Origin of the sequence: Porphyromonas asaccharolytica DSM 20707 (assembly GCF_000212375.1) — a bacterium.
Taxonomy (GTDB): Bacteria; Bacteroidota; Bacteroidia; order Bacteroidales; family Porphyromonadaceae; genus Porphyromonas; species Porphyromonas asaccharolytica.
Map to the genome: position 1 here is coordinate 2,042,032 of NC_015501.1, position 22,256 is coordinate 2,064,287.

15 protein-coding genes are annotated in these 22,256 nt (G+C 54.2%); 12 read left to right on the forward strand and 3 right to left on the reverse strand.

Going from position 1 to position 22,256, the window contains the following annotated elements; genetic code table 11:
• Window positions 1–17: 17 nt before the first annotated feature.
• The 6 genes from PORAS_RS08010 (at window position 18) to rpmH (ending at window position 6,348) form a co-directional block, all read left to right on the forward strand.
• Complete coding sequence (locus PORAS_RS08010; RefSeq protein WP_013760866.1) at window positions 18–902, forward strand: electron transfer flavoprotein subunit beta/FixA family protein; 885 nt, start codon at window positions 18–20, stop codon at window positions 900–902.
• 40 nt (window positions 903–942) lie between these two features.
• Window positions 943–1,956 (forward strand): electron transfer flavoprotein subunit alpha/FixB family protein, encoded by a 1,014-nt coding sequence (locus tag PORAS_RS08015; RefSeq protein WP_013760867.1) that lies wholly within the window; start codon window positions 943–945, stop codon window positions 1,954–1,956.
• Between the two features lie 21 nt (window positions 1,957–1,977).
• The gene (locus PORAS_RS08020; RefSeq protein WP_013760868.1) at window positions 1,978–3,708 is read left to right on the forward strand and encodes an acyl-CoA dehydrogenase family protein; all 1,731 of its coding nucleotides are present in this window, start codon (window positions 1,978–1,980) and stop codon (window positions 3,706–3,708) included.
• A gap of 157 nt (window positions 3,709–3,865) precedes the next feature.
• Window positions 3,866–4,663 carry a thymidylate synthase gene (locus tag PORAS_RS08025; protein WP_013760869.1) on the forward strand — a complete coding sequence of 266 codons (798 nt, stop codon included), beginning with the start codon at window positions 3,866–3,868 and terminating at the stop codon, window positions 4,661–4,663.
• Window positions 4,664–4,897: 234 nt separating this feature from the next.
• A complete protein-coding gene (locus PORAS_RS08030; RefSeq protein WP_281032297.1) occupies window positions 4,898–5,812 on the forward strand; it encodes an Ig-like domain-containing protein in 915 nt (304 codons plus the stop codon).
• 389 nt (window positions 5,813–6,201) lie between these two features.
• On the forward strand, window positions 6,202–6,348 hold the full coding sequence (gene rpmH, locus PORAS_RS08035) for a 50S ribosomal protein L34 (protein WP_004331411.1): 147 nt from the start codon (window positions 6,202–6,204) through the stop codon (window positions 6,346–6,348).
• A gap of 177 nt (window positions 6,349–6,525) precedes the next feature.
• Here the strand turns inward: rpmH and PORAS_RS08040 are convergent, their stop codons facing one another.
• Entirely contained in the window at window positions 6,526–7,131 is a 606-nt protein-coding gene (locus PORAS_RS08040; protein WP_013760871.1) for an aminotransferase class IV, read from the reverse strand.
• The gene (locus PORAS_RS08045; protein WP_013760872.1) at window positions 7,128–8,096 is read right to left on the reverse strand and encodes an aminodeoxychorismate synthase component I; all 969 of its coding nucleotides are present in this window, start codon (window positions 8,094–8,096) and stop codon (window positions 7,128–7,130) included. Before PORAS_RS08045 ends, PORAS_RS08040 begins: the two co-directional genes overlap by 4 nt.
• Window positions 8,097–8,368: 272 nt before the next feature.
• Between PORAS_RS08045 and PORAS_RS08050 the strand changes: the two genes are divergently transcribed.
• From PORAS_RS08050 to PORAS_RS08075, 6 genes are all read left to right on the forward strand, one after another.
• The gene (locus tag PORAS_RS08050) at window positions 8,369–8,944 is read left to right on the forward strand and encodes an anthranilate synthase component II (protein ID WP_013760873.1); all 576 of its coding nucleotides are present in this window, start codon (window positions 8,369–8,371) and stop codon (window positions 8,942–8,944) included.
• 156 nt (window positions 8,945–9,100) lie between these two features.
• Window positions 9,101–10,306: an AAA family ATPase gene (locus tag PORAS_RS08055; protein WP_013760874.1), complete on the forward strand. Its 1,206-nt coding sequence runs from the start codon at window positions 9,101–9,103 to the stop codon at window positions 10,304–10,306.
• A 678-nt stretch (window positions 10,307–10,984) separates the two neighbouring features.
• Window positions 10,985–11,314 (forward strand): hypothetical protein, encoded by a 330-nt coding sequence (locus PORAS_RS08060; RefSeq protein WP_013760875.1) that lies wholly within the window; start codon window positions 10,985–10,987, stop codon window positions 11,312–11,314.
• Complete coding sequence (gene ruvC / locus PORAS_RS08065) at window positions 11,311–11,889, forward strand: crossover junction endodeoxyribonuclease RuvC (RefSeq protein ID WP_004331386.1); 579 nt, start codon at window positions 11,311–11,313, stop codon at window positions 11,887–11,889. Before PORAS_RS08060 ends, ruvC begins: the two co-directional genes overlap by 4 nt.
• A gap of 31 nt (window positions 11,890–11,920) precedes the next feature.
• Entirely contained in the window at window positions 11,921–13,309 is a 1,389-nt protein-coding gene (locus tag PORAS_RS08070) for an alpha/beta hydrolase family protein (protein WP_013760876.1), read from the forward strand.
• A gap of 11 nt (window positions 13,310–13,320) precedes the next feature.
• Window positions 13,321–14,784, forward strand: coding sequence for a leucine-rich repeat domain-containing protein (locus PORAS_RS08075; RefSeq protein WP_013760877.1), 1,464 nt, complete (start codon window positions 13,321–13,323; stop codon window positions 14,782–14,784).
• Between the two features lie 129 nt (window positions 14,785–14,913).
• On the opposite strand, the gene PORAS_RS08080 is transcribed toward PORAS_RS08075, so the two are convergent.
• On the reverse strand, window positions 14,914–22,254 hold the full coding sequence (locus tag PORAS_RS08080; protein ID WP_013760878.1) for a DUF4465 domain-containing protein: 7,341 nt from the start codon (window positions 22,252–22,254) through the stop codon (window positions 14,914–14,916).
• Window positions 22,255–22,256: the final 2 nt, after the last annotated feature.

Consider the following 22,256-nt stretch of genomic DNA (forward strand, 5'->3'; position numbering starts at 1 on the left):
ACAACTACGACCTAAATATGATCAAAGATATCATCGTACTTGCCAAGCAAGTCCCCGACACACGTAATGTCGGCAAAGATGCTATGAAGGCTGACGGCACTGTGAACCGTGCCGCCCTCGACGCTATCTTTAACCCCGAGGATCTAAACGCGCTCGAGCAGGCGCTCCGCATCAAGGAGCAGAATCCAGATTGCCGTGTCTCCATACTCACCATGGGTCCTCCCCGTGCTGCTGAGATCATCCGTGAGGCGCTCTACCGTGGCGCTGACCATGGTTACCTGCTGACCGATAGAGCTTTCGCTGGGGCTGATACGCTCGCCACGAGCTACGCTTTGGCATGCGCTATACGTCATATCTACAATGGTGGACTGCCCGACCTCATCCTCGGTGGCCGTCAGGCTATCGATGGCGACACCGCTCAGGTGGGTCCGCAGGTGGGCGAGAAGCTCGGCATCAACGTGGTCACCTACTGCGAGCAGATAGACCAGATAGAGGGCGACCAGCTCACCATCACCCGCCGTCTGGAGCATGGCGTGGAGACGGTACGTGCTCACAAGCCACTCCTGCTGACAGTCACGGGGAGCGCAGCACCCTGCCGCCTGCGTAATGCTAAGCGTGTACAGAAGTACAAGTATGCTGCCTCGGTCCTAGAGCTAGACGCACTGCCCGAGACCTGGCGCAAGCGTATCGAGCGCAATCCCGAGGAGCTAACTATCGACATCTTGACGGCTGAAAGCACCGGCGCAGACATCGCTCAGTGCGGTCTCTCGGGCTCTCCGACGAAGGTGAAGAGTATCGAGAGCGTCGTCTTTAAGGCTAAGGAGGTGATGCACCTCTCCAGCAGCGATGCCGATCTAGAGACTTTGATACAAACCCTATTAGCAAACCACACCATCGGCTGAAAGAGTGCCGCTTTTGCACACCCATATAATAAGACAGACTATGAACAATCTATTCGTATACCTAGAGATCGAAGATGGGAGCGTACACGACGTCAGCCTAGAGCTACTCACCAAGGGGCGCTCACTGGCCAACCAGCTGGGCGTGGCACTAGAGGCGATAGCTATCACCGACCGCGCTGAGGGGATCGCCGACACGGTCATGCCCTATGGTGTAGACAAGCTACACCTCTTCGTGGACCCTCGTCTGGAGCATTACCAGACACTACCACACGCGAGCATCGTCATCAAGCTATTCCAGCAGGAGAAGCCGCAGATCTGCCTCCTCGGTGCGACAACCATAGGTCGTGACCTAGGACCCCGTGTCTCCTCGTCACTGGGTAGCGGACTCACCGCAGACTGTACCTCTCTAGAGATCGGTGACTATACCGACAAGGACAAGGAGTTCAAGAACCTTCTCTACCAGATCCGTCCAGCTTTCGGTGGTAACATCGTAGCAACCATTGTCAACCCCGAGCATCGTCCACAGATGGCGACGGTACGCCCAGGCGTGATGAAGAAGGAGATCTACAAGGCAGACCACAAGGGCGAGGTGATCAACCACGCCGTAGCTGACTTCGTCCGTGACGAGGACTTTGTCATCGAGATCATCGACCGCCACGTTGCCAAGAGCAAGATCAACCTAGGCGGAGCCCCGATCATCGTGTCGGGTGGCTACGGTGTCGGTAGTGCTGAGAGCTTTGAGCTGCTTCACGAGCTGGCTGATCTCCTAGGCGGAGAGGTAGGTGCTACGCGTGCAGCTGTCGATGCGGGCTTTACCGAGCATGAGCGACAGATAGGACAGACCGGCGTGACCGTACGTCCTAAGCTATACATCGCCTGCGGTATCAGCGGACAGATACAGCATGTGGCTGGTATGCAAGAGAGCTCGATGATCATCTCTATCAATACGGACCCCGACGCGCCGATCAACACAATCGCTGACTACGTCATCACGGGGCGTATCGAGGAGGTCATCCCTAAGCTCATCAAGTACTATAAGCAAAACTCTAAGTAATTCCCTCTAGACGACTGAATCATGGCTAATTTCTATACAGACAACCCACATATACAGTACCACCTCCAGCATCCACTCATGGAGCGCATTGCACGGCTTAAGGAGCGTGACTATGCCGATGCTGACCAGTATGACTATGCCCCCTCAGACTATGCCGATGCGCTGGATAGCTACCAGCGTGTACTAGAGGTCGTAGGTGAGGTGTGTGGCGAGGTGATAGCGCCCAACGCTGCCGAGGTGGACCTAACGGGTCCGACGCTTCACGAGGGACGTGTTTCTTACGATCCGCTCACAGCGCAAAACCTAGACACCGTACGACAGACTGGACTCATGGGTATGGCTCTCCCCCGTCGCTACGGAGGTCTCAACATGCCGATCACTCCTTATATTATGGCTGCCGATATGGTCTCACGTGCTGACGCGGGCTTTGAGAACCTCTGGGGACTACAAGACTGCGCCGAGACGCTTTACGAGTTTGGCTCTGAGGATCAGCGTGAGCGCTTCCTCCCCCGTGTCTGCGCGGGCGAGACGATGTCTATGGACTTGACCGAGCCTGATGCGGGTAGTGACCTGCAGGCGGTTATGCTCAAGGCTACTTACAACGAGGCTGACCAGCAGTGGTACCTCAACGGTGTCAAGCGCTTTATCACCAATGGCGACTCCAATATCCACCTCGTACTGGCACGTAGTGAGGAGGGGACCAAGGATGCACGTGGCCTCTCCATGTTTATCTATGATGCTAAGAAGGGGGGCGTGACCGTCCGCCGCATAGAGAACAAGATGGGTATCAAGGGGGTCCCCACCTGCGAGCTTGTCTTTAAGGATGCTCCTGCCGAGCTATGTGGTGAGCGACGTTTAGGACTCATTCGCTACGTTATGTCTCTGATGAATGGCGCTCGTCTAGGCATCATGGCGCAAGCGGTCGGTATCTCTGAGGCTGCCTATCGTGAGGCTAAGGCTTATGCAGCCGACCGTCATCAGTATGGACACGCCATCGACAGGTTCCCCGCTGTCTATGAGATGCTAGCCCTCATACGTGCTAAGGCTGATGCGACCCGTGCGCATCTCTACGAGACGAGCCGCTTCGTAGATATGTACAAGGCTTACGACGACATAGCTCGTGAGCGCAAGCTGACCCCCGAGGAGCGCAAGGAGCAGAAGTACTACAGTCGCTTGGCCGACGCTTATACGCCTATCGGCAAAGGTATGAGTACCGAGCTAGCCAACCAAAATGTCTACGACTGCATCCAGATCTATGGTGGATCAGGCTATATGAAGGACTACACCTGCGAGCGTCTCTATCGTGACGTGCGTATCACCAACATCTACGAGGGTACCACGCAGCTACAAGTCGTAGCGGCTATCCGCCACGTCACCACCGGCACATACTTCGCACGCCTAGAGGAGTACCAGCAGGTAGCTGTCTCGCCCGAGTGGCAAGAGACGAAGAAGCTACTAGCATCCTGGATAGAGCGTGCTAAGGCATGCACCGAGCTGGTCACCGAAGCTAAGGATCAGACCCTCCTCGACTACCACGCTCGTCGTCTCGTCGAGATGTGTGGGCACTGCATCTTCGCACACCTGCTACTCATCGCAGCGCAGGATCGTCCCGACCTCTACGAGCACTCCACACACGTATATATACAGTACGCTAGTGGGGAGATGGACAAGTGCGAGGGACAGATACGTCGCTTCGATCCCAAGCAGCTCCAGCACTACGCTGTGCAGACCTCTACACCCGCTGAGGCGTAGCGGGTCACAGACGAGTAACCCTTTGTAGGGACGCACGGCTCGTGCGTCCGTCCCCGTCAAAACCACGATTCTGTAACCTTTGACACAACGGACGCACGAGCCGTGCGTCCCTACAAATCGTTACTCGTCTACTCATTCCGATTCTCTCCAATCTACTATGCAGCAATACCTTGACCTGATAGAGCGTGTCCTCACCGAGGGCAACGAACGCACTGACCGCACTGGCACTGGTACCGTCGGTGTCTTCGGACATCAGATGACCTTCGACCTAGCCGACGGCTTCCCCTTGCTCACCACCAAGAAGCTACACCTGCGCAGCATCATTCACGAGCTACTATGGTTCCTCAAGGGCGATACCAACCTCCAGTACCTGCACGACAACAAAGTCTCTATCTGGGATGAGTGGGCCGACGAAACTGGCGACCTAGGCCCCATCTACGGGGCGCAGTGGAGACATTGGTTCGACCCACACACGGGACAGACCATCGACCAGATGCAGCAAGCCCTCGACCTCATACGCCATCAGCCCGACAGCCGCCGCATCGTCGTCTCAGCGTGGAACGTTGCCGACCTACCCCTCATGCACCTCTCCCCCTGTCACTGCCTCATGCAGTACTACGTCGTGGGAAACAAGCTTGACCTGCAGCTCTACCAGCGCAGTGCCGACATCTTCCTCGGGGTCCCCTTCAACATCGCCTCCTATGCCCTCCTCCTCATGATGACAGCGCAAGTCACGGGGCTACGTCCCGGACGCTTCATACACACCCTCGGTGATGCGCATCTCTATAAGAACCATCTCGAGCAGGCACGCCTGCAGCTCACCCGCACGCCACGCCCGCTCCCCACGATGACCCTACGGGACCGTGGGCAGTCGCTCTTTGACTTCGTCTATGACGACTTCACGCTAACCGACTACAACCCCTACCCACACATCCCCGCCCCCGTCTCTATTTAGCTTTTCACCAGAACGAAAACGAACGGACGAGTAGCGATCTGTAGGGAGTCGGCTACTCTAATCACGACACCCTTCACCTATTGTTAATTCAAGGGAAATAACTACCTTTGCACTGAGAACCTGAAGTCACGGGATCTATTCACGTGTAGTAAGCACTCACTAATAACCAACACAACAAATACTATATGACAAAAAAAAATCTTACTAGCGCTCACCGCGCTCGTAGCTCTTACACTGAGCTTCTCGTCTTGTAAGAAGGACGACAATGGTAATGGCAAAAACCCCAAAACTGATGTCAAGCTCCGAGTTGAGCCCAAGGAAGTAAAGGTTATGGTCGGCAAGACAGCTCAGCTCACCGTAACCGTTGAGCCAGCAGACACAAAGTACACCTTCGAGTCCGCTAATGCAGACATCGCTACTGTTAGCGATAAGGGTGTCATCACGGGTGTCAAGATCGGCAAGACCGTTATCTCCGTCAAGGCTGGCAATGTTACCAAGACCGCTGATGTCGAGGTCATCGAGGCAGGCACTATGGACGAGAGTCGCTATGCAGGCAAGGATAATGCAAGTGAATTTATCGCTCCATTCTATATTGCAGAGCAGCCAAAGATTGAGGAGCAAATTGATCTTATAAAAGTAGCTAATGAGGCAAAGGGGTGGCAATTCAAGGAGGTTGCTACATTCGAAAAGGGTGATAAAGCTGCTGTTTTTATGGCTCCCAACGATGGCAATAAGTATACCGACAAGCGATTCGGCAGTCAATTAAGCTACTTTTTCATCCCAGGGAAAAAAGAAGAGTCTTTCATGGCTTTCTTCTCCAAGACCTTCTCAGAGAAGGATCCTGTAGCTGCAGCTGTTGACGGTGATGCAGAGATGAAGGAGTCTCTCGAGAGTGTTCTCACGCTCTATGGATTTTCTGACAACATAGGCTCTACTAAGCTGGACAACGGAAAGCCCGTTTTTGTTGGAGTTAACACAAAGCAGTTCCCAGAAGGTCCTTACCAAGCTGTTCTATTTAGCAATAAGGGTAAGTCTGGTTACTCTATAGTTATTATGATCAAGTTAATAGAGTCAGATCAACAGTCTGCTCAGAGTGTGACTCTAAATCTAAACAAGATCTCTTCTCTCGAGAAGCTATCTAACCGTTAAGGTACACTAGCGAGATGTATCCCCTCCCATACGCTATCAGTATGAACTAGGGATACAAACAGCTAGACAATCATAAGATTCCTCCGACCTCTCATGTTACGGCATAGAGGTCGGAGGACTTTTTTTGAGAGATTGTCTTACAGAGAGCTCCTCACTGAAGACTCGTAGTCTAGTTCCTACTCATTGGTTTATCTGTTGGGCTATCCTACGGATCGCTACTTATCACAAGAGGGAGCGACACATATTGTCCTCGTAAGATGTACGGCGTTGAAATTCTCAGCGGGATAGTGACTGGTAAAGATATTTTTTGTACCTTTGCCAACCGAAGCCTTTACTCATACGAGTGAGTTCTTCACCATAGTAATCATAAGCATCAGAGACATACCGATATGAAGCGTACATTCCAACCATCAAACCGCAAGAGAAAGAACAAGCACGGATTTAGAGCTCGTATGGCGACTGCATCAGGTCGCAAGGTACTAGCTATGCGTCGCGCCAAGGGTCGCAGCAAGCTATCCGTATCTGACGAGTACTAGTATCCTGTCGCACCCCTTTTTTAATCCATAAGGTTGCATGCTCTAGATAGCCCCGCTATCTAGCGTATGTGCAGGCTCACATCTAGAGTACACATTGCGCTCTAGGTGTGAGCTTGTTTTTTGTCGAGAACGGGCATGCACGCCCACGACTCCTGTAAGGACGCACGGCTCTAACCGCTAATATCTAACCTCTAATTCAATACGCTCCGACCACGGCATCATGGCGTTGATGAGCGCGATGCGATCGTAGGTGGATAGTTCGGCGAGCGGTATGTCGCGAGGTATCAGTACGCCCTCAGCAATCAGATGAGCGCGCTGCACCCCCTCGAGGAGTGGCACACGAGGTGTGTACCAGCGGTTTCCTCGGCGCAAAGCGATATTCGTGTAGGAGCTGTCCGTGAGCAAGCCTTCCTCATTAACGATTACTATATCATCCGCCTCACCACGCAACTCCAGTAGTGCTTGCAAGGCTTCCCGGTCGGCCCACTTGAGGTGGTAGTCCAGCGCCGGCGCAGCGACAGCTCTCAGCGATCCGATCGTACGACGATGATAAGGAGCGTAGCCCACTTCCAGGGGTTCAGCATCGTATAGGAGACGGCACTTGACCACCCCCACGAGCGATGCTGGACAAGGGTGCTGCGCCAGATAGTCCGCCAGTCGCCAGCGAGGCGTGACGCCATACGCAGCGAGCGACCTGTTGATACGCTCTTGGTGTAGTGGCAACAGCTCAGGCTCGCCATCTACGTAGCGGATGCTCTCTAGTAATAATGGGACTCGACTCATACGAATGGTAGATAAACCTTTTGACACACCTCCCGATACTCCTCCGCACATTGACTATTGATCGTGATCCCGCCACCGCTACGGTAGCGCAGCGCACCATCGGCCCCCTGCTCTATGAATCGTATCATCACGCCACTATCTAGCGTCTCACCATCGAAATATCCACAGATGCCCGTGTAAAAGCCTCGCGGCTCCCCTTCAGCCGCAGCGATAGCCCGTACGGTCGCCTCCTTAGGCGCCCCGCTAATAGAGCCCGCCGGGAGCAGTTCGCTTAGGATACTCCCGAGATGAGCGCGCCAATCAGGATCAAGCTGCCCAACGATCTCCGAGCTCACCTGTAGCAAGTGTCCACGACTAGTAACCAGTTCATCGATATACCTAAAGCGTCTCACCTCGACATGGTGACTCACACGGCTCAAGTCGTTGCGTATCAAGTCGGTAATCGTGTAGTGCTCGGCCGTCTCCTTATAGTCGCTGAGAATGGTCGCAGCAGCATCGGGCAGGGTCGCATCTATCGTCCCCTTCATCGGGTAGCAGCTGATCTCACGCCCCACGATGCGCACGAAGGTCTCAGGCGAAAAGCAAACGAACCGTCCCGGCAGATAGCACTTATAGCGTGCCTGCGAACGAAGGAAGACCTCCTCCAGCGAGATGTTTAGCTCTATGGGGGTCGCCACCGTCAGATTCGCCAAAAAGCTGTCGCCTCGCTCCAGTGCATGACGGATCACAGCAAAACGCTCCGCATACGCCTCCTCGCTGATCGGTGTGGCGTGTAGCACGGCAGGCGTGTCGCTCACAGAGTGTGCCAAGAGATTGGTTACACCCCCGATATCGAAGAGCAGCTCTTGCTGCGCCAGAGGATCTTCGAGGAGGATCAGTTCACTCATCTCGTAATCTAGGCAGAAGACAAAGGGCTTGCCCTGCCCTCCCAGTTCGTTGAGCCTATCAATCATCGATTGCTTCATATCATTCACTCTTTCTGCATTATGTATCCGCTCCACGAGACGAGTAACCCTTTGTAGGGACGCACGGCTCGTGCGTCCGTCCCCGTTAAAACCCTAACGCTATAACACTTGATACAACGGACGCACAGACCGTGCGTCCCTACAAATCGTTACTCGTCAAGTGCGTTTGGACAAATCATTACACGTCAGATGCGTTTGGACAAATCATTACTCGTCAAGTGTGACCACTTGCACCATTAGTATCTGCAAATATACTATCTTCGTGGCTTGTAATGAAACATCTACTGATAGCCGACAATCACGACTCCTTTGTCTACAACCTCGTAGAGCTCCTGCGGCAGCTCGACGAGTGCACCTTGGAGATACACTATACGGAGCAGATCACGCCTGCTATGGTCGCGCACTGTCACGGCATCCTACTCTCTCCAGGGCCTGGGATACCAAGTGAGCAGACACACCTGATGCAGCTCATAGACAGTTACCATACGGAGCTGCCGATGCTGGGCGTCTGCCTAGGACATCAAGCACTCGCCAGCTACTGCGGTGCCGAGCTAGCGCAGCTCCGAGCTCCCCTCCACGGGCATACAGACCGACTCATCATCGATCATCACGACGAACTGCTACGAGATATCCCCACAGGGAGCCGCATCGGGCGCTACCACTCGTGGGTCGTGCAGCCCGACAGCCTTCCCGACACGCTACAAGTCACAGCACACGCAGAGTCCGACGGCACCATCATGGCGCTACGTCATCGCAGCCTGCCGCTGTGGGGCGTGCAGTTTCACCCGGAGAGCTACATCTCCGACCACGGACGCCGCTACCTGCACAACTTCATCGCCCAGCTCTAGCGCACATCGTCCCCCGCCTTCCGTCCAAATCACTTTTCGAAAAGCTACTTTCGCTCAAAAAAACACTTTTCGAAAAGCTACTTTTGTGCGAAAAGTCGCTTTTCCAAAAGTTATTTTGTACCTTAGCTCTGTACTTATCAATGACTCAACTAACGTATGGAGCAGCAAGAGATACTTCCACTACTAGCCACCTATCATCGCCGACTGGCTCTGATAGAGACCCACTTCGTGCGTGCTCTGCACGCCCAAATACACTGGGAGTCGAGGCTCATAGGGATACGGGGTACTCGTGGCGCTGGCAAGACGACACTCCTCTTGCAACACATCAAGCAGCGCTTTAGCCACGTAGACGATGCGCTATGGATCTCCCTAGACAATATATGGTTCAAGACTCATAGTCTCACCGACCTTGTAGCCTATCTGTATAATCATGGGCTGAGACATCTCTACATTGATGAGGTCCACAAGTACCCCGACTGGGCTATCATCCTCAAGAACCTCTACGACAGCTACCCCGATCTCAACATCGTATACACAGGCTCCTCGATGTTAGAGATAGACAACTCGCAGGTCGACCTCTCGCGCCGTCAATCGCTATACACGCTACCCGTGATGTCCTTTAGAGAGTATCTAGGACTCTATGGGCTGATTGATATGGAGGCACTCTCGCTCGAGGAGTTGCTCAGGGATCATGTCGCCATATCTATGGATATCGTCTCTCGCTGTAAGATTATCAAGGCGTTCAACGACTACTTGACGAGCGGGTGCTATCCCTTTAGCCTGGAGGCAGGTGAGGAGTACCTGCTCAAGCTGGCAGCGATCGCCACCCTCGTCATCGAGAGTGACATGCCTGCTGTCGAAAACGTCTCCTATGCCACTGTCGAGAAGACCAAAAAGCTACTAGCCATCATAGCGCAAAGCGTACCACTGGTACCCAATGTCAACAAACTAGGACAAGCTCTAGAGACCACTCGTGATAATTGCTTGAGGATGCTCTACACACTAGACAAGGCGCAGATTATCTCGCTCTTGACAAAAGAGGAGAAGAGCTACAAGCGCATCTCTTCTCCCGAAAAGATATACCTCGGCAACACCAATCTGATGGCTGCTCTAGGGGTGCCAGTCAATGTAGGGAACAAACGGGAGACCTTCTTCAACAACCAGCTCCAAGCAGTAGCCACTGTTACCTTGCCTCCGAAGGGAGACTTCCTCGTTGATGGTCGATACCTCTTCGAGGTGGGGGGCGCTAGCAAGACCTTTGAGCAGATCAAAGATACCCCCGACAGCTACCTCGCAGTAGACGACATAGAGATCGGTAGCGGCAACCGGATCCCCTTATGGATGTTTGGGTTACTCTACTAATCAGCCATAGATCTCGCCTGTGGGCTGTTGGCTACTAGTGCTACTAGGAATACTGGTGCTACTAGAAAAATCTCTAACTTCTGACCTCCTAGCTTATAGATATCATTACTCGTCTCGCTTGGACACAGTTTGAGAGCGGTCTAGCGTCTGCGTATTCTAGTCAGACGAAAGTATGACACGATAGCCACGTGGGAAATGTCAATTCTCCACGTGGCTATTTTTGATTCTCCACGTGGGCGCAAAACATTTCCTCCGAAGTTTCATTTGATTCCTCCGAAGTTTCGTTTCGTCCCTACGTGGGGATTTTTTATTTTCCACGTGGATATTTGAAAATCCCTACGTGGGGATTTTCTGATCCCTCCCTTGGGATCTTTTCGTTCCTCCCTTGGGATCTTTTCATCCCGCCCTTGGGATTTTTTCGTTCCATGCCGGGTGGAATATTTTTGTCCCATGAGGATGGGACGGCATTTCCGGACTATTTGTCGTATTTCCACCCCCAATGTGTAACCCGCTATAGGAAGGCACGCACCTACAGAAGTCGTCTCGCTGGGATGCTACTCGTGAGATTTGCGAGATATAGGATAGCGCTCTGCGCTCCGCAGGGGCATTTTTGTTATCTTTGCATCATACCATGGGGTGGCTCTCGAGGGCTCCTCTATAGATCAACGACAATATCCTATGTATCGAGTCAACGTCTCTCTCTTTATCAAAGCTCAGGAGTATCAGCTCCTCGACAAATTCCTACGCACTACGCTGGTGCCACAGCTCCGTGGTGATGAGGGCGTGGCGCAGGTGGATCTCCTGGAGGTGATGGCACAAGCCCCCGTCGTGGAGATGGCGCAGCCGATGGATGACATGGTCCTAGCTCTGCTCATCTCTCTAGAGCAGGAGCAAGATGTCGAGCACTACCTCTCTGAAGTACTGGGCGAGCGCCTGGAGCTACTGGGCAAGACCTTTGGCGAGCGCGTCCTATACCATGTCACCCCGATGAGACAGATCGCACTATGAGCAAGTCACGTGGCGAGCGCATCCTGATAGGCATCGACCCCGGCACCATTGTGATGGGCTACGGGTTGCTCTCTGTGCGGGGGCAGCATGCCGAAATGCTCACCATGGGGGTGATCGAGCTGAGCCGATACGAGGATCACTACACCCGTCTGGGGCGTATCTACAAGCGTGTGGCGGGGCTGATCGATGAGTTCCTACCTGATGAGATGGCTCTAGAGGCGCCTTTCTATGGCAAGAATGTGCAGTCGATGCTCAAGCTGGGACGGGCGCAGGGGGTCGCTATGGCGGCGGCCCTGAGCCGAGACATACCCATCGCGGAGTATGTGCCGATGCGTGTCAAGCAAGCGATCACCGGTACGGGTCAAGCTTCCAAAGAGCAGGTCGCGACAATGCTCCAGAGGGTGCTGCGCATTCCTGCCGAACTGATGCCGGAGAAGCTCGATGCGACCGACGGCTTGGCAGTAGCCTACTGCCACTTCCTGCAAACCTCTAATGCGGTGGCTACGTCCAACGAGAGTGCCAAGAGCTGGAAGGAATTTATCAAAGCCAACCCCAACAAAGTGCACGGACTCTAAGCGAAACAGAATAACATCTATAACGGAACCTATGACCTCAATCCGCAAACTACTCACACTCCTCTGCTGCTACCTCTGTGGCGCACTGCTCCTATCAGCGCAGCAAGAGACAGGGCAAACGGCTCCTCTCGGCATCTGGGAGGGTACCCTGCAAGTCTCAGGCTCGGAGCTACCGCTCCGCTTCAACATCTTCAAGGATCAGCAAGAGCGTGTCTGCTGCACGATGGATAGTCCGTCACAGATGGCGACCGGCATCGAGGCAACGATCGAGCTTGCCGAGGGCATCGTCATCACCATACCGACCCTATACGTTCGCTATGAGGGAAAGCTAACGAGTAGCGACACCATCGTGGGAACCTTCGCTCAGGGCGGTATGTTGCTACCGCTCACACTCGTACGAGCCAGCAAGCCCGCCAAGGCTGATCGTCCGCAGACGCCACAGCCCCCCTACCCCTACGAGACGGAGGAGGTGACCTTTTACAATGGCACAGCACCGCTCCACGGCACGCTCACCTACCCTGTCGGACATCAGGCGGGGAGCCGTGTGAGCCAGGTCGTTCTCTTTGTCTCTGGCTCGGGCATACAGGATCGTGATGAGACTCTTGCAGAGCATAAGCCCTTTGCCGTGCTGGCGGACTACCTAGCGCGGCATGGCGTAGCGACGTTGCGCTACGACGACCGCGGTTACCACGACGATATAGACTCGATTAGTGTCGCTGAGGCGACTACGGCAACGCTAGCTGACGATGCTGCAGCTGCGGTTCGCTACCTACGTGGTCGGAAGACTTTCGACAAGGTGGGCGTGCTGGGGCATAGCGAGGGCGGTACCATCGCCTTCATGCTAGCAGCTCGAGGCGTCCCTGACTTCATCATTAGCTTAGCGGGTAGCACGCTACCTGGCAAGGAGGTTTTGCAAGACCAGATGGACCTTGCCCTTACTCGGGCGGAGGTGCCAGAAGAGCTTCGCGCAGAGTATCTGCGAGCTGCTGTAGCGACCTTTGACCAAGCGGCTCAGAGCGACCTGCGTGGCGAGGCTTTGGTCACCAAGGTCCTTTCGGAGGGACATTACCAACTTCCTATCGGGTTGGTTTTGGATCTCAAGAAGGTTGCCGAAGGGCTGACGCCTTGGCTTATCTACTTCACGCAATACGATCCAAAGGGGGATATAGCGCAGACGCACTGCCCTGTGCTGGCGCTCAATGGTTCGCTAGACCAGCAGGTGCTGGCGGACAAGCATCTAGCGATCATCGAGCAGAGTCTCCCAACGAAGACACTGCGCCAAGTGCGCAAACTGGAGGGGCTGAACCACCTCTTCCAGCATGCGACGACAGGAGCCGTGAGCGAATACTATCAGATCAGTGAGACGATCGCTCCCGAGGTGCTGGAGCTGATCGCTGAGTGGATCACCCAACTTAAATAAGAACTAAATCAATGAGTAAGATTAAGATGCCACAGATCGGTGAGACGGGGCAACTCTTGTGGCGATATGACCCCAAGGAGCAGTCACTTACGCTATCGGGTGCGGGTGCTATACCCGACTACCCTATTGCAAAAGCCCCGTGGCATGAGCTTAGAAAGCAGATCAAATCGATCGTGCTAAGGGAGGGTGTGACCCGTATCGGTGACTACGCCTTCTATGACTGCACGGCACTCACGAGCGTTGAGATACCCGAAGGGGTGACGCAAATCGGAGAGAGTGCCTTCGCTTGCTGCCAGAGCCTAGAGTCTGTGACGATCCCAGGGAGCGTCACGGAGATTGGCGAGGGCGCTTTTGAGTCTTGTGACAGTATGATGGCGCTGGAGCTTGTCTCGGGACTGAAGTGTGTGGGGGCGTTTGCCTTTAGCGAATGTGTCGCTCTCAGGGAGCTCGTCCTACCTGACACGGTGGAGCGGATCGAGCGCAGTGCTTTTGCGGGCACTATGGCACTCCACGAACTGGTCATCCCAGGCAATGTGCAGGAGATCGGGGACAACGCTTTCAATGGGAGCATCCAGCTCAGCAGTCTCACGCTTTCGGAGGGCATTCGGGTGATTGAGGAGATGGCCTTCAGCAATTGTAGTGACCTCAAGGAGGTGCTACTCCCCGCCTCGGTAGAGCGTCTAGGTGATGGGGTCTTTGCGGACTGTCTGGCTATGACGCAGATCGCCGTAGCCCCTGAGAGTGAGTACTTTGTCGTGCGGGATAACATCCTATATAGTAAGGATCTGAGTACACTGCTACACTATCCTACTGGTAAGGAGGAGCAGGAGTTTACACTGCCTGAGGAGGTGCGCAAGATTGCGGGGCTAGCCTTCGCGAGCAACTACTTTCTAACGGAAGTAACGCTCGGAGATCATCTAGAGGAAGTGGGAGCGTATGCTTTCGCTCGCTGCTCTAGTCTCAGCTTTATGTCTCTGCCAGCGCAGACGACTCGTCTCGGGGTTTCCCCTTTTCACGACTGTACCATGCTCCTCGAGATTGAGGTAGACCCGAGCAACCCATACTACTCCTCTATCGATGGTGTCCTATATAATAAGGATCAGACGCAATTGATCCAGTACCCTGCAGGGCTGTCTGAAGACTTCTACAAAGTCCCCGACACGGTGCGAGAGATCGCTGAGAACGCTTGCTACGACGCCCAGGACCTCGAAGTCTTAAAGATACCTGAGGGGGTACGTAAGATCGGGGATATGGCGTTTGCCTTCTGCGATCAGCTCCGCGATGTGGAGATCCGTGTGTCAGATCCCTCACAGATAGAGGTCGGTTTGATGGCTTTCTTTAGTGTTGCTGGTACGCCCCGCACGCTCCGTGTGCCTAAGGGGAGCCGCAAGCTCTACGAGAAAAGTGAGCCGTGGCAAGACTTCACCCATAAGATTGTCGAGCAAAAGGACGAAGAGTTAGAGATTAGAGGTTAGAGATTTTCTAGTGACTCTAGTGCTTCTAGCTAACAGCTCACTTTTTTACAAAGCAGTAGCCCCACCTGGTACGATGACCGAGTGGGGCTACGAAGTTTATAGAGCGCTAGCTCCGTGTAGAGTTTATCGCTAGAGGATCAGTCGGAAGGTGCTGACCTCGCCTGCCTTGTGAGCCACGACGATGTAGACACCGGACTGGAATGGCTCAGCGATGAATTGCTCAGGCTCAGTGATCTGGTAGTGACCTATCTGAGCACCGCTAGCTGTGTAGAGCTCGACGGTCGCACCCTGTAGACCGATCACGAGGATACCCGCGGGGGTCGCTATGACACGTCCAGTCTCGCCATTGACGTCAGCGAGTGCCGTCGCTTGTGGAGTGACGATGATGAGCTGCTCAGAGCAGAGTTTCGTCTCGCCCTGACGCGCTGTGATGGTCACACGGTAAGCGGTCTGCTCGCTAAGATTGGCGAGCGGTAGCGTGATGCGACCATCTTGTAGCGTGGGCGGACCCTGGAACGGTGAGAGTTCGCCTAGAGGCGAGCCGTCAGCAGCGATGCTGATGATATCGACAGCTGTAGCGTTACCCTCCTTGTCCACCTTAGCCAGCTCAACCATATAGCGCTCAGCCTTGTCAATCGTAGCAAAGGAGATGGAGAAGCTCTGAGCCTGCAGTGAGCCTGCGACGAGCTTAGCATCTAGCTTACCATCGATAGCCTGAGTCGTGAAGGTGGTCTTACCCTGAGCGACCGTCTGCATAGCTGGCATAATGGTCGCCTCGACGGTGACCTCATAGCGTGTGCCAGTCTGTAGCCCCTCGAGGGTGGTGTAGACATAACCGTCACGAAGCTCTAGCGAGCGTAGCTGCTGCGTAGGATCGAGACGCATCGTCTGCGTCGCACTAGCGTCAGCACCTACAGGGCGATAGCTTACCGTGTAGCTCACCTGCGTGGGGAGTGCCTGCCAGCGTACCTGCGCTGTGGTCTCGGTCGTTGCCATCACCTCAAGTGCTATCTGCTCCTTAGCAGGCTTGGTAGAGGCATCCTGCTTGATGTGCAGGTTGTCCATAGCGAAGTAGCTAGGCGCATAGCTGTCGCTCGACTCGATGGAGAACTTGAGCGTCTTGACCTCACCGAGAGAGGAGAGATTGATCCACTTCCAGTCGTTGACCAGTTCGCGCTTCTTATTGCGATAGTCGATGAGTGGCACTTCGACCTTGTTGCCATTGTCAGCCGTGATGGTCACGATAAAGAAGCTACCCTCCTCAAAGGCGGGACGACCGAAGTTCTTGTCGCCCTTGGTAGCAAAGCTCTTGACCCAGGCTGTGTTCGTCAGATAGACACCATCGAGCTGAACCTTGCGGTCGCTACCGGGCATGACCGTGACGATGGGGTTGTAGGTGCCCCATGCCGGATTGTCGCCAGGACAGTAAGCCACGACATACTGCTTGGAGTGACCCTCCAGTTCCTGACCACCACCGACGACGTTGTTGTACTGCTGCGTCGTAAAGGCGCCCGTGTAGGTTGTATCGGCACTAGCTGCTAGGGCAAAGCCGCTCCAGCTATTCCACTCAGCATTGTAACTGTTGGAGAAAGCAAATGAACCGCTGCCAAATGGAGCCTTCTGATTGTAAGGCTCCTCGCTAGAGAGTGGCTCCTCCTCAAAGGTTGCCACCATCGCATCGCCGTGTAGTCCATTGACGTAGACATAGACGCTCTCAGTAACCTGGCTACCCGCAGCGTCAGTCACAGTGACACTGTATCGTGTCGTCTGCGTGGGAGCTACAGAGACAGTCTGCAGCGAGTCGCCCTGTGACCACTCGTAGCTATAAGGCGCTACACCACGGATCACCTCAGCCGTCAACTGAGCTTGCTGTCCGAGACTGATGGTCACGGGAGCAATAGCGAGCTGCATAGCAAGGGCATCGCCGTTGTAGTCGTCGATCCATAGCTTGCCACGGCTTTCGAGAGTCACCTCACGTATGTCGCCTCTCTGAGCGAGGTCTACGTAAGCCCACTCCTGCTCAGTAGCGGGGAGCGTGATACGTGTACCGCCATCGATGCGCATATAGACGGGGCGGTCAGCCATGAGCGAGAAGCCTCGCTGTGGTATCTTGCCCTTAGAGTTGGTCACGGTGATGGTCACCTTGTCGCCCGCCATCTCAGCAATCTGATTGAGTGAGCGGGTGAAGTCCTCGACGACCTTGATACCTACAAAGCTGTTGGTGCCTGAGTAGACGACATCACCCTCTATGGTGCGGTTGTCCTTCTCAAAGGTAGCCACTCGTGTAGGCATATAGGTGGTGGTAAAGGTGAAGAGGAGCTCAGGCTCGGTCTCCTTATTATTGAGCGTACCATGGAGCAGTCCGTAGACCTCATAAGTGGTCTCAGGCTTTAGCCCCATAATGGTGAACTCGGTCGTACGCTTGGCAAGAGCCGTGAAGTGCGTACCCTTGTCTCGTATCGTAGCAGCGTCTGGAGCTGTCGTAGTCTCCTCACCCTGTGCGATCGTCATCAGGTAGACGTCGGTCATCTGATCTGGCTCGACAGAGATCGTAGCAGACTGATGCAGTGCACGAACTACCTCCTTGTTGATGAGCTTGGGAGCCTCATCAGTCACATTAGGATCTTGCTCATAAGCTCCAACGGTCGGATGCTCTTTGTCACGAGTTGCTCCGAGGATGTCCGTCGTGACAGCAGCGTGCTGTACTCCCTGTGGTAGTACGGTCATATCCTTCGGATAGAGTACCTTGTCAGATACAAAGGCAACCTCTACGACCTTAGATGCTGTGCTCTTCGTCGCCTCCTGATAGTTGGTTTCGTCGTACTTCTTACCCTTGGCGGTGATCAGTATACCCTCACTGTCAGAAGTGTAGAGCGCATTGCGGTCGCAAGTGAGCTGCTCGTTGGGAAGTGCTTGATTGCTAAAGAGGATGCCTCCACCGTCTCGGTTCTGCAGGATATTGTCAGAGAGCTGAGACGAGGCAATCGTGTTATTGAGCATGAGGAGTGCTGTGCACTTGCCGTCACGAGCTATAGCGGTGTTGAAGACAAAGTTCAGTCCCGTCACCTTGCTAGCTGCAAAAGCTCGACTAGTAGCAGATCCACGCGTGATGCGTATCACATTGTTGGCGACAAGTAGTCCCTCACCCTGCACCTCACGAACGTTGATACCGATGAGGTTGCTGAGTTTATACGCCTCAGGCTGTGTCAGGTCAAAGTCGTTACCGATGATCTTCACATCCGTGTGGAAGGTTGCATCGATACCGATGTACTCTCTCTGAGGAGCGATCTGCTGTACCATCTCGTTGCCCTCGATAAGGACCTCCGAGGCACGCGTGACGTAGATAGCCTTACCGCTATGATCTACGAAGCGGTTGTTGCGTACCGTGTAGCCCTTACCTACGGGGTTGGCAACGGTCGTTGTACCTCCGATCTGTAGAGCAATGTGTCCACCCTCAAAGAGCGAGTTCTCAACCACGACGTCACAGCTCTGCGCGTGTGGACGGCTAGCTCCCTCTATCTTGACAAGGTGCGGAGACATATTGTAGCCAGTATTGCTCGTGTTCTTGGTGTAGACATAGCAATTGTCCATCGTGAAGTGCGATGAGTTCTCCTGTACGTAGACCATCGTTGGGAAACCTAGGTCTGTCGAGTGGATCGTCATATTGCGTAGCGTCACGTAGGGGGTATTGCGTACGGTCATCACACCATAAGCACGTCGGTAGGCATCGTCCCCAATAGGCTTGTCATAGCCATTGGCAGAGAGAACGACCTCGTCACGGGAGTTGCCGAGACCAACGATGGTGATGCTGTTCTTGGCAGAAGCTCCGGGGACACGCTCTAGAAGGACCGCCTCAGGATACTCACCAGGCTCGACCTCTACGGTGACAGCACCAGAGACACCCTGCTTGGTCAGATCCTTAGCAGCGGCAGCTAAGCTCTTGTAAGTAGCAGAGCTACTAGAGCCGACACGGAGTGTGCCTTGTAGTCCGCCCTCGCGCGTCTTCGTGTCAAAGGGCTTCTCCTGGATCACATCGTACTTGGCACCTCCAGCGGTAACACCCTTGGCAGAGACTGAGATAGGTGTACCTGCCTTGAGGTCGCCAGCGAGCTGCGCCTTGACCCAGTAGTACTGCGTACGCGATAGCGTAAGTGTATCGGCGGGATCGAGCTTAAAGACTACATCTGTCTGTGTCGCTAGTGGCTTGACTGTAGCTATCAGACGTGCCTCGTCAAACTCCTTGATGGCTCCCGTAGTGTAGAGTGCGAGCTCCTCGATGCCTTCGCTAGAGATTTCTAGCTGTAGCTTCTCGAGGGTCGTCTTGCCCTGCTCACCAGCGGTGGTTAGGTCGATACGTACTACGGGCAGTGAGCTACCCGAGAGTACACCCTGCTCATCTACGGGGAGAGCCTCCGCAGAGACCTTCTCGACAAATAGATTGCGAGGCTTGACACTCTCTACACGAGCAGCCCAGCCGTAAGCGTAAGTATTTGAGCCCTTGTAGTAGACCGTCAGCGAGCCGTCCTGCTCTTGCGAGACAAAGGTCTTGACACCAGTCTGCTTGAGCATATTGTTGTCTCCTGTGGAGAGTAGCTTGCTCTCATCTGTATGGTCACGCCCAGAGTAGATGCCGAAGGTGGCACTTCTTAGAGCTATTGAGTCGATCGTGAGGGTTATCACCTCGCCCTCATGGGCTGGGAGGAAGGTCACGTACGAGCCTGTGTTCTTGAGCGTATTGCCATTGGGACCACCCTCATCGTAATAGGATAGCGGCGTGGTAACGGTCACCTCTTTATTGTCGTCCGATGCTGGGTGGTTGAAAATGTTGACCAGCTTGTACGATCCCTTAGGATCAGCGTCGCGGACAGCAACCGTCTGACCAGCGACCGATAGCTTGGCAATAGCCACATCTATGCTGTCAGCCAAGGGAGCATCCTTGCGAATGTCTAGTGCGAGAATGTAGCTATTGGCAAACTCCCTCAGCATACCGTACTTCTGCAGTGAGTCGGTCGGCAGGTCGACACTTTGCATCGTCGGCTCCACCTGAGCCTCTGCGATGAGCTTGTTCGCATCGAGTGTACCCTCAACCGTAGCGGCATAGAGTGCCACCCGCTCGATCTGAGGAGCTCCACCCTTGAGGTCTACGGTGAGCCCATCGATATGGATCGGATTGCGGTCTCCAGTCGTATGGAGGTCAAGAGCTAAGACTTGGTTCTGCTCAGAGCCGACAGCGACGAAGGGTAGCTCGAGCTGCTTTGCAGCGGCTGAGTCAACCTTCATGTCCTGTGGCAGGTACTGCTTGACCTGACCACGCCAGCCTAGCGAACCTGATGCACCTTTAGCGTCAAAGACGAAGGTCAGAGCCTTCTGCGTAGAGCGAATGTAGTCGGCAGGCTTCGTTTTGTAGGCTTCCCTATCGGACTTTAGCTCAAAGAGCAGAGGAGCCGTGGCATCCTCTCCGTCATAGATTCGGAGCGTAGGCTTGCTACCCCAAGAGGAGTAGTAGAAGTCCCACTCATTGATGTCAAGCTGTATAACGTTGTCTGGAGTGGTAGCTTCAAAGGTGACGCTGCGCTCGCCTGCGTCAGTGTCATATCCCGTGGTAAGGCTGTGCTTGAGCTGAGGCGTAAAGTCCCAAGGCTCGTACACCTTGATATGATGCTTACCGAGGGTGAGCACCATCTTATTCATTACCTCTAGCGCCTCCGTGCGGGTGCGCTCCTGCTCGGGTAGCGTCTTCTCGCCTGCTGAGAGGTAGAGCTTGTCAATGGATAGGTTGACCTTGTTGCCCTTGTGAGCAGTCTCCTGGAGGTCTACAGCTAGGTAGAAGTAGTTAGCCCCCTCACGCAGTACTTGAGGCATGGGGAGCGTGGCGGTGAGTGCCTCGGCAAAGTCCCAGCGTGCGATCTCCTTAGCCTTCGTAAAGTCATCTACGATCGGGCTGTAATAGAGCGCCACCTGAGCTACGTCTTTCGTCTTGCTGATTGAGCTAAGGTCTAGACGCTGCAGTGTGACAGGGTCTTTGGTCCCCTTAGCAACGAGCGTGAAGGCAACCATGCCAACCTGCTGGACGCCCGCATTGATAGGCATCGCAAAAGTGTCGACCTCGATGGTTCTACCCGAGAGCGAGTCGACCGCCATAGGCAGAGGAGCGATCTGAGAGACCAGTGCCTCAAAACCAGCCTTAGGAGTCCCCGTATTCGTTACAAGACGGATCGTCAGACTACCGTCGGGGGCTGTCGAAGTTGCTTTGTAAGCCGTCTCCTTGTTGAGCTTGATGATGAGGTTGTCCGCATTGACCTCTGAGCCATTGTACACCTCAACGAGATCAGCACGACCGATCGAAGAGTAGCTAAAGAGATCTAGCTTCGTAAAGTCTACCTGGATCACCTTGCCAGCAGTCTCAGGCTTGAAGACAGCGTATCCGTCAAACTTCTCGCTGATTGGCTCATACTTACCGCCATCATCGTATAGCGTCAGAGACTTATCACCTATGGTATAGGTCTGCGGAGTCTTAGAGAGTGCGTAGGCATCCTCTACGGTGAGCGCCTTAGGCTCTTGGAGCGTTACCTCGTGGTCGCCCAGAGTCGTTGTGAGCTTTGTCGTAGCAACATCGATACGGCTACCAGCCTCCACATCGCTCTTGAGGTCAACGACCAAAACTAGATCATAGTTAGGCTCAGAGAGCGTGTACTCCTTAGAGAGTGTGATCGTACCCTCGGCAGAGACTTCTGTCGTCTTGCCGAGTAGCTTGTCAGCGTCTAGCTGTTTGGGTTTACGACTGTTTGCCTCGTAGAGGTATATTGCCGTGATGTCGCTCGGCTTTGTCTCGCTGAGCTTGTAGTGCAGAGCCGTCAGCTGGGGAGCCTTGGCTAGTCCCTCGGTTGTTATCTTGAGGTTAGAGACGATGAGCGACTGCTCGCCGATGTAGGGGTCGTGGCTAGCACTCTTGTCCTCTAGGACAGAGGCGACCTGGATCGCAGGCTGATCGACCGTGCGTACGATGATCTTAAAGCCGGCACCTGGATTAACTTTCGTCTTGCTACCGATTGTTAGCTTACCAGACTTGTCACTGGAGCGAAGCTTAAGGGGGAGCGTCGGTCTATCCTCCTTAGTAAACTTCCTGATAATTAATTTCTCGTTAGGAGAGGACCAATTAGAGAAAGGTGCGGCACCCTCGAGGATGTAAAGCTCGTCTTGATTGTCTAAGGCAAGCTCCTGTATCTCTATCTCGATACATTTGCCAGCTTGCTCTGGCGTGAAGAGGATCTTCCCCGTCTTGCTTGCCAAAGCATTGCCGTCGGCTCCTCCACTATCGTAGAGGATCAGCGGGGTATCTCCCACCTTATGCTCGTTACTGCTCCAAGTCTCTGTGGGCATCAAGAGTTCGTTGTCCTCTTGTCCCCACACGATCGGTGGCAGGAGTAACCAGCAGAGTAGTAGGAGCGTTGTCGTTACTGTTCTTTGCATAG

Bases quoted from the DNA above. Each gene is read 5' to 3' on its own strand.
- PORAS_RS08055 (WP_013760874.1), top strand. From the start codon at position 9,101: ATGGAGCAGCAAGAGATACTTCCACTACTAGCCACCTATCATCGCCGA.
- PORAS_RS08080 (WP_013760878.1), bottom strand. From the start codon at position 22,254: ATGCAAAGAACAGTAACGACAACGCTCCTACTACTCTGCTGGTTACTC.
- ruvC (WP_004331386.1), top strand. From the start codon at position 11,311: ATGAGCAAGTCACGTGGCGAGCGCATCCTGATAGGCATCGACCCCGGC.
- rpmH (WP_004331411.1), top strand. From the start codon at position 6,202: ATGAAGCGTACATTCCAACCATCAAACCGCAAGAGAAAGAACAAGCAC.
- PORAS_RS08010 (WP_013760866.1), top strand. From the start codon at position 18: ATGATCAAAGATATCATCGTACTTGCCAAGCAAGTCCCCGACACACGT.
- PORAS_RS08070 (WP_013760876.1), top strand. From the start codon at position 11,921: ATGACCTCAATCCGCAAACTACTCACACTCCTCTGCTGCTACCTCTGT.
- PORAS_RS08020 (WP_013760868.1), top strand. From the start codon at position 1,978: ATGGCTAATTTCTATACAGACAACCCACATATACAGTACCACCTCCAG.
- PORAS_RS08045 (WP_013760872.1), bottom strand. From the start codon at position 8,096: ATGAAGCAATCGATGATTGATAGGCTCAACGAACTGGGAGGGCAGGGC.
- PORAS_RS08060 (WP_013760875.1), top strand. From the start codon at position 10,985: ATGTATCGAGTCAACGTCTCTCTCTTTATCAAAGCTCAGGAGTATCAG.
- PORAS_RS08040 (WP_013760871.1), bottom strand. From the start codon at position 7,131: ATGAGTCGAGTCCCATTATTACTAGAGAGCATCCGCTACGTAGATGGC.
- PORAS_RS08025 (WP_013760869.1), top strand. From the start codon at position 3,866: ATGCAGCAATACCTTGACCTGATAGAGCGTGTCCTCACCGAGGGCAAC.
- PORAS_RS08050 (WP_013760873.1), top strand. From the start codon at position 8,369: ATGAAACATCTACTGATAGCCGACAATCACGACTCCTTTGTCTACAAC.
- PORAS_RS08015 (WP_013760867.1), top strand. From the start codon at position 943: ATGAACAATCTATTCGTATACCTAGAGATCGAAGATGGGAGCGTACAC.
- PORAS_RS08075 (WP_013760877.1), top strand. From the start codon at position 13,321: ATGAGTAAGATTAAGATGCCACAGATCGGTGAGACGGGGCAACTCTTG.